Source organism: Nonomuraea sp. NPDC050663, from assembly GCF_044456985.1.
Taxonomy (GTDB): domain Bacteria; phylum Actinomycetota; class Actinomycetes; order Streptosporangiales; family Streptosporangiaceae; genus Nonomuraea.
This window is the reverse complement of record NZ_JBITGL010000007.1, coordinates 491147-504042: the sequence shown is the minus strand read 5'-3', so window position 1 is coordinate 504042 and position 12896 is coordinate 491147. Positions and strand designations below refer to the sequence as shown.

Here is a 12896-nt window from a genome sequence, read left to right as displayed (position 1 = left end):
GAGCCGGCCATAATGCCGGTCCGCAACGACGACAGGTCGAACTGCGCGGCCAGGGCCAGCTCGGCGATGAACATCGTCGGCACGCCGTACAGGGACGTGCACCGCTCCTGCTGAACGGCCCGCAAGGTGGCTTCGGGGTCGAAGCCGGGCGCCGGGATGACGATGCACGCGCCGTGCGAGGTGGCGCCCAGGTTGCCCATCACCATGCCGAAGCAGTGGTAGAACGGCACCGGCAGACAGACGCGGTCGTGTTCGGTGTAACCGAGACCCTCACCGACGAAGTAGCCGTTGTTGAGGATGTTGTGGTGGGACAGGGTGGCGCCCTTGGGGAAGCCCGTCGTGCCCGAGGTGTACTGGATGTTGATCGGGTCGTCGGCGCTCAGGGCGGTCATGCGCCCGCGCAGCCGATCCTGGGGGGCGGTCCGCTCCAGGAGGCGCTCCCAGCTGGGGTCGGCGAGGTAGACGACGTCGGTGAAGCCGATCTCCTCGACCATCGCGCGGTAGTCGCTGCCCTTGTGGGTCAGGGCGCTGATGAGCAGACGCATGCCCGACTGCTTGACGACGTAGGCGAGCTCGTGGCTGCGGTAGGCGGGGTTGACGTTGACCAGGATCGCGCCGATCTTGGCGGTGGCGTACTGGACGATCACCCATTCGGCGCAGTTCGGCGCCCAGATGCCGACCCTGTCACCCTTGGCGATGCCCGTGGCCAGCAGAGACCTGGCCAGGGCGTCGACGTCGTCGTTGAGCCGGGTGTAACTCCAGCGCCTCCCGGTGGGCACGTCCACCAGGGCCTCTCGATCGGGGAAGCGGGCCGTCGTCCGCTCGAGGTTGTCGCCGATCGTCTCGCCGAGGAGCGGAGCGTGCGCGGTGGCGCTGGAGTAGGACACCATGCGGTTCAGTCTGCCATCGTGCTCACGCCCCGACGAGGACGGCGACGGCTTCGGCGGTGCGCGGATAACCGGCCACCAGCACCGCCGCCGCATCGGAGCCGAGCGCGCCGCCCGCACTCTTGGCGCCCTCTGCGCCGATCCCGGTCCCAGCCCCTTCGCCGTCACCTCGGTGCCCGCCCGAACCCTGCTCCCAGCCTGGTGCGGGTGCCTGCGCCCCGAGCAGAGCCGCGACCGCATCGGCGGTAGCCGGGTGTGTGGCCAGCAGACCGTTGACCGGCCCAGGCACCGGCCTCGCCTCTGACGCCGCGCCGTCCGGACCGCCCGCCGAACCGGCCCCGCCAAGCCCCGTAGCGCCGACGAGGGCACCACCAACTCCAGCTCCAGGTCCAGCCCCAGCTCCAGATCCGGCGCCCTGGCCGTGCCACGGGGGCGTCCACTGGTCGAGGGCCGCGAGCCGTCCCGGGAAGACGCGGCCCGCCTCCCGGATCAGCACCGGCACCAGCTCCCCCGCCTGATCACGCAATGTCGTGATCAGCTTCGGCAGCCACGGCAGCAGCACGTCGTCCGGCAGCCGCGCGAACGCCTTGGAGATCACCTCCACCACGAACGGACCCAGCGACGGCACCGGATCCAGCGCCTGCACGAACCCGCTCAAATACTGCGGGAACGTCGGCACCACCAGCGGGTGAGCCAGCAGCTCGTCGCAGCGCCGCCGCAGCTCCTGCCGGTCGAGGATGCCCAGCTGCGTCTGCGCCGCCCACAGCAGCGCCACCTTCGCCGGACTCTCGGGGTGCGACTGCTTGACGGCCAGCTCCAGCTGCGCCCGGTCGCAGCCCAGCGACAACGCCAGGTTCTCCATCGTGAACAGGAATCCGAGCATCGCCGCCACCTGCCGCAGCCCGGTGTCGTCCGCCACGAAGGCGGTGGGCAGCAGCGTGCAGTAGTGCGCGTATCCGGCGGTCACGAAGCGCTCGCACCACTCGGGCAACGCCGGCTCGTTCGACCGGTAGTAGGCCAGCAACCTCCGGATGCGCCGCAGCACGTCGGGCGCCTCGTCGACAGTACGCTCGGCCGCCAGCAGCTCCACCGCCCGCGCGCCGAGCTCCTGCGCCAGCCGTCCGCCGCCGAGGAAGAGGATCGCGTCCTCCACCGCCTCCAGCGCCCGCGCCGCCGTGGCGTCAGGAGCCGACACGGCCTTGCGCAGCCGCTGCTCCAGCACCTGCTCCACGGTGACGGCCTCGTACCCCAGCTCGATGATCTCGCGCTGGTGGCGCCCGAGTGCCAGGTCCCAGCTCTCCTGGTGAGAGCGCTCGCCGAGCCTGCGCGACCCCATGATGGGCCTGGCCGCGTCGGCCGGCAGCAGGCGGCGCAGCAGCCACAGCAGGTGCGAGACGGGCACCAGCTGCGGGTCGGCGTTCAGGTCGAGCAGGGCGCGGTGGATGGTGCGCTTGCTCAGGTCGAGGCCGAGGGGCTCCAGCCGGTCGAACACGTCCCGGGCCAGCGGCGGCAGCGAGTGGTAGCCGACCTGGCCGAAACGGTCGCCGCCCAGCAGGATCTCGCACAACCTCCGCACGTCGCGCCGTCCCGGCACGACGTCCTTCTCGATGCAGGTGACGGCCGCGTCCTGGAAGTCGTACGGCGTGGGCCGGACACGGTTGCGCATGCCCGCCAGGAGGATGGAGGTCTCGTAGACGGCGATGGCGTCGGCGGTGCTGGCCAGGTAGCCGTTGCGCCGCGCGAGCCGTACGAGGTCGACGCACCAGCCGAGCAGCTCGGCCTCGTCGAGCTCGTCCAGCGCGGGCGGGCTGGCGAGGAATCCGCTGAGCTTGTCGGCGGTCACCTCACCGACGGCTGATTCGATGGCGGCCATGCCACCGGCGCCCGCTCCAGCGGCGGTCGCTGCACTTGGGCCCTGACTCGCCGCCTCCACTTCCGCCGAGCCGGCGCCCGCGGAGCCCGTGCTCCCCGCGCTTCCCGCGCCATTGCTGGCCGTGCCCTTCGCCGCCTTGCCCTTTGCGGCCTTGCCCTTCCCCTGCACTGTTTGCGTGGCGGTGGGGGGCTCGGTGGACAGGCGGTACGGCTTGACGCCGCCTCGCCTGAGCGCCTTCGCCCACGTCGCCGCCGCGATCGACACCGAGCCGCCCGCCAGCCCGAACTGCTGCTCGATCGCCGAATGGCTCGACGGGATGAGGCCGTACAGCCACCGCGTGGCCGTACGGTCGGTGATCTCGTACGGCTCGTCCATCACGGGGCTGGCGGCGTGGAAGGCGCCGCAGATATACAGGCAGTCCGCCGGGTCGGTGCCCGTGTCGCGCAGGTGCTCGCGCATGCGGGTCCACATGTACCGCTCGCGGTCCTCGTCGTCCGTCGGCGGGCCGTCGGGGGCGCGCAGGCGGCGGAACAGGCTGCCGATGAGCACCATCACCTGGCGGTAGGTGTCGTAGTCAGCGCCGGCCAGCGGCTGCTCGACGTACTGGTCCCACCATTCCGACCAGTGGCGCACCTTGCCGTGGTGCAGCAGGTGCTCCTCCAGCTCGGCGAAGCGGGGGCGCAGGTCGCCGATCTCGATGCCGACGTCCGTCTGGCCGGGCTGGGTGTTCGCCCTGGCCTGCTCCCACTGGAAGACGTGGTCGCTCGACCGGTCCACCAGGACGAGCTCCACGCCGGGGGTGTCGAGCGCGTAGGAGATCGCCTGGTATTCGGCCGACGCCTCGGTGATGGGCGCGATGACGCTCAGCGGGCCCGAGCCGGGCGGGAAGCCGTCGAGCTGGGTGGCGAAGGCCTGCAGCGCCACCGGGAGCTTGCAGTTGCGCAGTTCCTCCAGCACCGGGCGCAGGTCTTCGCACAGTTCGAGGTAGATGACCTTCGGCTGCTTGGCGCGCAGGCGCCTGGCCATCGCCAGGGCCGAGGCGGGCGAGTGGTGGCAGACGGGGAAGATCTCCAGCTCCACGGCCATGGCACGCTCGACGTCGTCGACCAGCTTCGGCAGCAGACCGCCGGAGGCGAACGCGGCGGCCGCGCTCGCCAGCTGGTCGCGCAGGGGGGTGAAGATCCCGCCGGGCGTGGCTTCACCGGGGTGCTCGGCCGGGTGGGGTGGCAATGGGTGATCCCCTTCTTGTCGCGGAAGGTGAGTGGGTGGGGGTGGGGTCATGACAGGGTGGAGATCGCCTGACGTCCGCCGTCGAGGAAGTCGCCCCACTCGCCGCCCTCGCGTCCCCGGGGCTCGACCACGCCGTGCCAGTACTTGTTCAGGATCGCCAGGTCCTCGGGGCTGCGCCGGGCCAGGGAGCCGACGAGGGAGCCCGCCAGGGTCTGGGCGCGCAGGGTGCGGTCGCCGAAGAAGTGGCTGTGCAGGATGGCGTCCTCCAGGACGCCGATCTGCTCGGCCGTCGACAGCGCCGACTCGAGGCGGTCGTCGTCGCCGGAGGCCGCGTCGGAGGCGGCGCGCAGGTCGGCGAAGCTCTGCAGCAGGATGTCGAGCAGCGTCGGCGGCAGCTCCAGCTCGATCTGGTGGCGGCGCAGCAGCTCGGCGGTGCGGAAGCGGACGATCTCCGCCTCGCTCTTCTTGTTGGTCACCACCGGGATGCGCACGAAGTTGAAGCGCCGCTTGAGGGCCGACGACAGGTCGTTGACGCCGCGGTCGCGGCTGTTGGCGGTGGCGATGATGGAGAAGCCGGGCTGGGCGAAGACGATGTTGTCGTCGTCGAGCTCCGGGATGGAGACGTACTTCTCCGACAGGATCGAGATGAGAGCGTCCTGCACGTCGCTGGTGGAGCGGGTGAGCTCCTCGAAGCGGCCGATCATGCCCCGTTCCATGGCGGTCATGATGGGCGAGGGGATCATCGACTGGCGCGACTGGCCCTTGGCGATGACCATGGAGACGTTCCAGCTGTACTTGATGTGGTCCTCGGTCGTGCCCGCCGTACCCTGGACGACCAGGGTGGAGTTGCGGCAGATGGCGGCGGCCAGGAGTTCGGCCAGCCAGCTCTTGCCGGTGCCGGGGTCGCCGATGAGCAGCAGGCCGCGGTCGGAGGCGAGGGTGACGATGCTGCGCTCGACGAAGCTGCGGTCGCCGAACCACTTCTGGGCGATCTCGCGGTCGATGCCGTCGGAGCGTTCGGAGCCGAGGACGAAGATGCGCACCATGCGGGGGCTGAGGCGCCAGGTGAAGGGCTTGGGACCGGTGTCGATCGACTCGAGGTAGGCGAGCTCGTCGGCGTACTTGGTCTCTGCGGGGGCGCGAAGCACTCGATGTCTCCTAGGTGTTCAGGAAGTTCTTGAGCTCGACGACGAGCTTCGTGATTTTTCCGGAGATGACGGGGGTGCCGAGGTCCTTCAGCTTCTGCCGGAACCACGGGTCGACACTGGCCGCGCCAGAACTGCTGACCGATCCGACGGGGATGAGCTTCACCCCGGAGCGGTGGATCGCCTCGAAGTCGGTCATCAACTGCCGGTTGTCGTAGAAGTCGGAGATCCACACCATGACGGTGTTGCGCGGATCGGCGATCTTCGGCCGAGCCAGCGCCATCGCGACCGTGCCGTCGGTGCCGCCGCCGAGCGTGGTGCGCAGCAGCACCTCGAAGGGGTCGTGCACCCATGGCGTCAGGTCGAGGGCACGGGTGTCGTAGGCGACCAGGTGCACGTCGACCTTGGGCAGGCCGGTGAAGATCGAGGCCAGGATGGTGCAGTTGACCATCGCGTCGACCATCGATCCGGACTGGTCGACCACCACGATCATCCGGGCGGGGGTCGTGCGATTGGCGGTGTGGCGGTAGAAGAGGCGGTCGACGTAGAGGCGCTCGTCCTCGGGTGACCAGTTGGTGAGGTTCTTCCAGATCGTGCGCTCGATGTCGAGGTTGCGGAAGACCCGCTTGGGCGGCACCGACCGGTCGATCTTGCCGGTGCTGGTCTGCTGGACCTGCGTGCGCAGGACCTGCGCCACCTCTTCGACGAAGCGCCTGATGAGGGCCTTGGCGTTGGCGAGCGCGACGCCGGACAGGTTGTGCTTGTCGCGCAGGAGCTGCTCGACCAGCGACATGCTCGGTGTGAGCTGGGCGGCCAGCTTGGGGTCGGCCAGGACCTCGCGCAGCTTCATGCGCTTGACCATGTCGGCCTCGATGGCGGCCAGCTGGGCCTCGAGCTCGCCGGCGCCGAGGGCGCGGCCGCCACGGCTGCTCGTGCCCCGGCCAGGGCCTCCGCGACCGGAGGAGACGGGACCGCCCTGCCCGTCGGAGCCGCCGGTAGCGCCAGTGCTATCGGAGCCGCCGGTGCCATCGGAGTCGCCGGAGCCGCCGGAGCCGCCGGAGCCGTTCGAGTCGCCGGAGCCGCGCGAACCGGCGAGATCCTCGTCGGCGAGGCCCTGGCCTCGGCCGCCCAGGACGCGGCCGAGGCAGCGGGCGTCGCTCTGCCATCCAGCCAGCTGCGACGCCGTGACGGGCCCGTTGCCGGTGGCGAAGACGTTCAGGAGCAGCTTGGACACCAGCGCCGCCGTGCGCACGCTGTCGAGCTCGTCGAGCCGCTCCAGCTGCTCGCCTACCTCGGGGAAACGCTGCACGACGGTGTCGACGGTGACCGTACGGTCGAGCAGGGCGCGGGGCAGGCCGAGGTCGTCGACGACGGCGGCGCTCGCGGTCTCGAGGGTGGGCTGCTCCTCGGTGTCGAACACCTGGGCCAGCAGCCGCCAGTAGAGGACCTGGCGGCGGTTCTGCTCGGAGGGCGTGAGTTCGTGGGCGGCCGCACCGCCCGTTGCGATGTCGGTCATTTGCGCAGCAACCGCCCCGCTCGTTCCTTCAGTACGGCGACCGCGTCACCGTGCTTCGCCTCGGCCTTGGCGAGTTTGGGGTCGGTGATGCCCTCGGCCCAGTCGCCGGAGTGCGCCTCGACGGGCTTGCGCTTGACGGTCGCCTGCACGGCCAGGGGCTGCAGCAGCCACCGGCCGCCGTCCCATCGCAGCAGGCCCAGGCATGCCGTGGAGGCGGCCACCAGCTCGGCGGTGAGCGGCCCGGAGCCGGACAGGCGCTCCACGGTGAGGGTGTGGCCGTCGAGGTCGACGGTGGCGCCGTCGGAGCTGTAGCCCTCGATCAGCACGGGTTCGGCCAATCGCACGGGGTGGCGCTCCAGCGGCGGGACGGCGGGCGCCAGGCCGGTGGCGAGCTGGACGCGGGCGACGGTGAAGGGGTTGGCGAGCTCGCCGCCCCTGGCCTGGTCATCGTTCCAGAGCAGGTCGCCGCTGGGCAGCAGCGTCATGCCGGTGATGTCGAGCGTCAGGCGCTTGGCCAGGGCCGACAGGAGCACGGGGTAGGCGGAGAACAGGCGCCACACGGCGGCGCCGACGATGGTGTCGACCTTGGCGGCGGCCAGGCTCGTGCGCACCAGGCGGGTCTCACCGGCGGTCTCGAGCAGGCCGTGGGCCTGGATCTGGACGGCGGTGCCGTGTTCGTGGACGTCGACGCCGAGGAGCAGGAGCCTGCCCGAGACCGGCTCGCCCGCGTGGGCGGGCTGGGGTTCGGTGAGGAGCATCGCCCGGCTCCACAGGTCGGCCCAGCGCCGGACCGGGAGGTGTTCCATGGTGGCCACGGGCGAGGAGGCGCGCAGTTCGGCGGCCAGGCCGTCGACCAGGACGGCGAGGCGGCGCAGGGAGGGCACGGCCAGGAGGGCCTCGATGGTGGGGTCGGCCGCGGCGACCAGGTCGTGGCCGACGCCGCGCCAGCCGGTGATGGCCAGCTCACCGAGCCACGAGCGGCACCCTGCGAGCAGGTTCACGGGCGACGACGCGGACCCAGACGGCCCGAAGGGAGACAGCGCGGAACCAGACGGCTCGGGCCCAGACGGCGCAGACCCGGACGGCGCGGACCCGGAGGCGGTGCCGGGCGGGGACCACGGGGCGCGGGTGCGGCCCAGTGCCGTGTCGAAGCCGTCGAGGAGCGCGTCGTGCACGGCGCCCAGCACCGCGGCACGGGCGCCCGCGAGGGCCAGCAGCCGCGAGTCGGACGCCGCCCCGGCCGCGAGCTTGTCGGCCGCCTCGGCGGCGACCGCGCCGAGCGGGGTGGCCGCCACGGCGCCGGCCAGCGCGCCCAGCGCCGCCGCGTGCTCCGGCGACAGCCGTCCGAGCCCCTGTTCGAGGGCGGCGTCGAACCCGTCGACCAGCGCGAGCGCCTCGTCGACGCCCGCGGGGGAACCGAGTGCGGACAGGTGTACGGCGAGCATCAGCGCACCGCCCCGGGGAACCAGTGGAGCTCGGCCACCGGCTCCACGCCGGTCGGCAGCTCCAGGTAGGCGAGGTGCCGCAGGAAGCGGCTGAACACCATCGCCGACGAGCCCGGCGCGTGGGATCCGTTGAGGCGCGCGAGCAGCTCGCCGACCTCGGAGGCCTCCACGCGGAGGTAGTGGGCGACGCGCTCCAGCCCGTATTGCACCACGGCCTCCTCGACCAGCAGGTCGAGGTGCTTGCACAGGCGTCCGTAGAGCCCGCCGCAGGGCCGGTTGTTGTTGGTGCTGCAATTGAAGTCGTGTGAGCCCGCCGCGATCCACGACACGTAGACGCGCGCCAGGTCGGACCCGCTCGACACCACCCCCTGTAAACGACCTTCCGCCAGTTCCACGAACGGCACCTTCGCCAGCTTCCGTGGCTGGACGGGCGCCAGGACCCGTGCCGCGCTCAGCTGTTCGACCGAATCCACGCCTGCCGACCTCCATGATCTCGTCGAGTGGATGATCGAAATCTAGCGAAGGTCTCCGACAAAAACGCCGCGGCGGAAGGCGTGCTTGCGCGACCCGGTGCGGAAGTGCGCCCAGACGCGTCCCGAGTGGCCGGGCATGAGGAAGACGGCGCTGGTGGAGGAGCCTGGAGCCAGGGTGACGCGTGAGGGGTCGCCGACCCTGAGCCCCTTGGCGGGTTCGTAGCTGAGCCGTACGTCCTGCCAGTCCGCGCCGGACCCGTTGTGCAGGGTGACCGTGAGCCGGCCGCCGTCGACCAGGGTCCGCAGGCCGTACGGCAGGCGTGGGTCGGGTCCGATGGAGCGGTCGAGCAGCGACAGCAGCGAGCCGGTGAAGGCCGGCCAGGTGGCCGACAGGTCGTGCTGCTCCCCCAGGTCGTCGGCGAGGTCGTAGAGCTCGACGCGTCCTTCGGGCGGCGCGCCCGCGATGCCGGGGGCGAAGCGGATGGCCTTCCATCGTCCCTGCCTGATGGCCTGGACCTTGCGCGGCCGGTTCCATACCAGGGTGTCGTGTCCCTCGCGGTCGCCGCCGGTGAGCAGGGCGCGGAAGCTGCGCCCGTCGGTCCCGGCGGGCACAGGTGCGCCGATCAGGTCGGCGACGGTCGGCAGCACGTCCCAGAAGGCGACGGGCTCGGCGACGACGCGCGGGCGCAGACTCGGCGACCAGGCGATCATCGGCACGCGGATGCCGCCCTCGTACAGGTCGCGTTTGTCGCCGCGCAAGGGCCCGTTGGCGTCGACGAGCTCGGGGATCACGCCCTTCTCGCTGTGCGGGCCGTTGTCGCTGGTGAACAGCAGGATGGTGTCGTCGGCCCTGCCGCTGTCGCGCAGCGCGCGCACGAGGGCGGCGACGTCGGCGTCGAGCCGGGTGACCTGGGCCGCGTGCCGCCGGTTGGCGCGGCTGAAGGGCAGGTCCTGGTAGGGCCCGGCGTCTCCCGGCACGACGCTCGGCGAGTGCGGCAGGATGGTGGAGAAGTACAGCAGGAACGGCCGCTTCGACGGCCGGCGCAGGAACGCGATCGCCTCGTCGCGCAGCAGGTCGGGTGCGTAGCTCTTGCGGCCGAGCCACCTCTTCTCGCCGTCGCGCCACAGGTAGGCCGGGTAGTACTGGTGGGCGTGGCGGTGGTCGATGTAGCCGAAGAACTCCTCGAAGCCGCGTTCGTTGGGGTGCGAGGGCTGTCCCGGCTGCTCGGGCCCGAATCCCCACTTGCCGATGCAGGCCGTCCGGTAGCCGGACAGCTGCGCCAGTTCGGCGAAGGTGAGGTCGGCGCCGGTCAGGGAGAGCTGCTGCCCGCCCTCGGGGTTCTCGCGCACGGTGCCGTGCCCGGCGTGCAGCCCGGTGAGCAGGGCGCAGCGCGAGGGCGCGCAGAGCGGGGCTCCCGAGTAGCCGGCCTCGAAGCGCACCCCCTCGGCGGCCAGCCGGTCGAGCGTGGGGGTGCGGATGGTCTGCTGCCCCTGGAAGCCGACCTCGCCCCAGCCGAGGTCGTCGGCGAGGATGACGATGATGTTCGGCCGTGCGCCCCCTTCCTTCAGGACGGGTGGCACGGCCAGGGCGGCCAGGGCGCCGGACAGGACGGTGCGGCGCGAGGGCCCGACGATCATTCGAGATACCTTCCGGGCATGGCAAGATCGCCAGGCGTGCATGATGGCGGCGTCAGCGATAGTCCCAGAGCGCGCAGATCTCCGCGAGCTCTCCGGGGACATCGGCGGCGTCCGGAAGGGGTCGCCCTTCGACGACCGTCCCGGCGCGGATCTTGTCGCGCCAGTCGCCGATGCCCTTGACGAAGGCGCCGTGGTCCTTGTCGCCGTAGCGGAGCATGCCGGGCTCGAACTCCACGCCCAGGAAGCGGCACAGGCGCCCCAGCTCGGTGGCGGGTGAGGCGACCAGGTCCTCGTAGCGCACGGTGAGGCCGTCGAGGTTGCGGCGCGCCTCCTCCAGGTAGGTCATGTAGGTGAGGGTGCGGGGCACCGCCTCGTCCATGGGCCGCCGCTCGGGGTCGGCCTCGTGCCAGGACTGCACGATCGACATGGGGTGGCGCAGCAGGAACACGTAGCGCGCCTCGGGCCAGCAGGTCGAGATGCGCCGCCAGGCGAACACGTTGCTGGGCGTCTTCTCCACCAGCAGGCTCTTGCCGCTGCGCGACAGCTCGCGGTGGAGCACCCGGTCCCACATCAGGTGCTCGAGGTCGTTGTGGACGTGGCCGAGCAGGCCCATCGCCTGCCGTACGGGCTCGGTGGTCAGGGCGATCGCCATGCGCCTGAAGTGCGTCTCGATGGGCGAGTGGATCCGCGAGTGGCTGTTGAGCATCACGCGCAGCAGGGTCGAGCCCGAGCGCACCGACGACAGCAGGAAGACCGGGGAGCGCACCAGGCGGTCGTGGCCGGGGTCGACCGGCGGGCGTAGCAGTTCGCCGCCCAGCTTGGCGGGCGGTGGGGGTGGCGGCGGGGGCGGCGGCAGCGCCTTGGCCTTGCCCGATCGCGTCAGTGTGTAGCCCGTCAGCCCTTCGAGGGTGGCGTTGGCCCGGTACCTCCAGCTCATGAGCGCCCAAGGTAGAAGGCGCCGGTGAATGCGGGGTGAACCAGGACTGAGAAGATCAGGCGAGGTATCGGCCCGCGATGGTGGTCCAGGTGTCGTCGGCGTGGCCCATGCGCTGGTCGCTGACCCGGTCGGCCGCGGCGGTGAAGGCGCGCAGGCCCCGCATGAGGGCCTTGCGCGCCTCGGGCGGCATCTCGTCGATGACCTGGGCCAGGTCGGCGTGGCGCTCGTCGCGCAGCTGGTCGAGGAGGGCGGTGCCGGACGGGGTCAGGCCCAGAGTCAGCTCGCGCCGGTCGTCGGGAGAGACCGAGCGGCGCACCCAGCCGGTGGCCTCCAGCCGGTCGCACAGCCGGCTGGTCGACGACGGCAGGGCGCCCAGCGCCTCACCCAGGCGGGCCAGGTTGATGCGCTGGTGCCGCTCGATGGTCAGCAGCGCCTGCAGCTGGATGGAGGAGACCTGGGTGGCGGCGGAGTGCCGGGAGTAGGCCCACACGGCCACGAGGGCGGCGGCCATACCCTCGACCGCCGCGCCGGTGGCGGGATCGATGTGGCCGAGCTCTCCGTGGTCGTTCATGCGCCTCGTCCAGGTCAGGCGGTCCAGTCCAGGCAGACCACTACCGCGTCGTCGAAGACGTCCATTCCTTCTCTGAAGGCCAGCATGCCACGAATCATCGTACGGACGGCTTCGTCCGCCGGTTGCAGCCGGGTCGATCTGACGACCGACTCCAGCATTGTCTCCCCGAAGTCGGACCCCGCCGACGAGCGCGAGGCGGCGACGCCGTCGCTGACGACCATGATCCGGTCGCCGCGTTGGAGCGTTACACGCTGCTCCTGATAGCGGGTGTTGCCGAACATGCCGAGGGGCAGCTGCTGCTCGAGCTCGATCAGCTCCACGTCGGTGCCGCGCAGCCGCAGCATCTTGGGCGAGCCCGCGTCGACGGCGGCCAGTTCGCCGCTCTTGGCGTCGAAGCGCAGCAGCAGCGTCGAGACGTGTTCGCGCCCGCCGTACTGGGCGTAGACGGCCTCGTCGGCGAGCCCGGCCTGCTCTTCCAGGTCGGCGCCCGAACGGCGGGCGTTGCGCAGCGCGGTGACGGCCAGCGTCGACAGCAGCGCGGCGCGCATGCCCTCGCCCATGCCGTTGGTCACCGAGACGACCACCGTGTCGGCGTCGCAGGCCCAGTCGAAGTTGTCGCCGTAGACGGCGTAGGCGGGCTCCAGCTGGCCGGCCAGGCGGTAGCCGTCGCCGCGGTGCCCGGTGCCGGGCAGCAGGCCCCACTGCATCTCGGCGGCGAGGGTGAGCCGCGACAGGCGGCGGGCGCGCTGGTAGCGGTCGGTGACCCGGTCGGCGCCCCGCAGGGCGTGGCCGAGCGCCAGGGCGGCCTCTTCGAGATCGGCCAGGTCGGCGGCGTCGGGTTCCTCCTCCAGGCCCAGGCAGAGCACGCCGAGCCGGTCGCCGTCGGCGGTGACCGGCAGGTGGAGCCTGCCCGTGTCCTTCTCCCACCGCGACAGCTGGGAGGCGAAGGCGCGTCCGGCCTCGCCGTTGTCGATGCGGACTCCCAGCACACCCGGCTCCGCCAGGGTGAGCACCGGTCGCATCGCGACCTGGGCGTAGTCCGCCAGGAGGAGCTCGACCTCCTGCGTCTGGAGCGCGTCGCGGATCGCTTCGGGCAGCGCGTACGGTGGAGCTGCACGAAGAGCCTGGTAGACGGCGCTCAATCCGGTTGTGGTTGCCACGTGCCTTCCCTAGTACGCGAA

At 71.5% G+C, this 12896-nt stretch carries 10 protein-coding genes; all 10 read right to left on the bottom strand.

Translation table 11 applies throughout. The features are described from left to right. On the bottom strand, nt 1-890 hold an 890-nt coding region (locus ACIBH1_RS24940; protein WP_397316301.1), incomplete at its 3' end, for an AMP-binding protein. Nucleotides 891-912: 22 nt separating this feature from the next. Further along, complete coding sequence (locus ACIBH1_RS24935) at nt 913-3990, bottom strand: hypothetical protein (protein ID WP_397316300.1); 3078 nt, start codon at nt 3988-3990, stop codon at nt 913-915. 47 nt (nt 3991-4037) lie between these two features. Further along, nucleotides 4038-5138: an AAA family ATPase gene (locus tag ACIBH1_RS24930; RefSeq protein ID WP_397316299.1), complete on the bottom strand. Its 1101-nt coding sequence runs from the start codon at nt 5136-5138 to the stop codon at nt 4038-4040. 10 nt (nt 5139-5148) lie between these two features. Beyond that, the gene (locus ACIBH1_RS24925) at nt 5149-6651 is read right to left on the bottom strand and encodes a VWA domain-containing protein (RefSeq protein ID WP_397316298.1); all 1503 of its coding nucleotides are present in this window, start codon (nt 6649-6651) and stop codon (nt 5149-5151) included. Then, nucleotides 6648-8096 carry a hypothetical protein gene (locus ACIBH1_RS24920; protein WP_397316297.1) on the bottom strand — a complete coding sequence of 483 codons (1449 nt, stop codon included), beginning with the start codon at nt 8094-8096 and terminating at the stop codon, nt 6648-6650. The genes ACIBH1_RS24925 and ACIBH1_RS24920 overlap by 4 nt, the downstream gene beginning before the upstream one ends. After that, nucleotides 8096-8569 (bottom strand): hypothetical protein, encoded by a 474-nt coding sequence (locus tag ACIBH1_RS24915; protein ID WP_397316296.1) that lies wholly within the window; start codon nt 8567-8569, stop codon nt 8096-8098. The genes ACIBH1_RS24920 and ACIBH1_RS24915 overlap by 1 nt, the downstream gene beginning before the upstream one ends. A 42-nt stretch (nt 8570-8611) precedes the next feature. Beyond that, nucleotides 8612-10207: an arylsulfatase gene (locus ACIBH1_RS24910; protein WP_397316295.1), complete on the bottom strand. Its 1596-nt coding sequence runs from the start codon at nt 10205-10207 to the stop codon at nt 8612-8614. Nucleotides 10208-10259: 52 nt separating this feature from the next. Further along, nucleotides 10260-11144 carry a sulfotransferase family protein gene (locus ACIBH1_RS24905; RefSeq protein ID WP_397316294.1) on the bottom strand — a complete coding sequence of 295 codons (885 nt, stop codon included), beginning with the start codon at nt 11142-11144 and terminating at the stop codon, nt 10260-10262. Between the two features lie 55 nt (nt 11145-11199). Further along, on the bottom strand, nt 11200-11715 hold the full coding sequence (locus ACIBH1_RS24900) for a MarR family winged helix-turn-helix transcriptional regulator (protein WP_397316293.1): 516 nt from the start codon (nt 11713-11715) through the stop codon (nt 11200-11202). 14 nt (nt 11716-11729) lie between these two features. Further along, a complete protein-coding gene (locus ACIBH1_RS24895) occupies nt 11730-12875 on the bottom strand; it encodes a PP2C family protein-serine/threonine phosphatase (protein ID WP_397316292.1) in 1146 nt (381 codons plus the stop codon). Nucleotides 12876-12896: the final 21 nt, after the last annotated feature.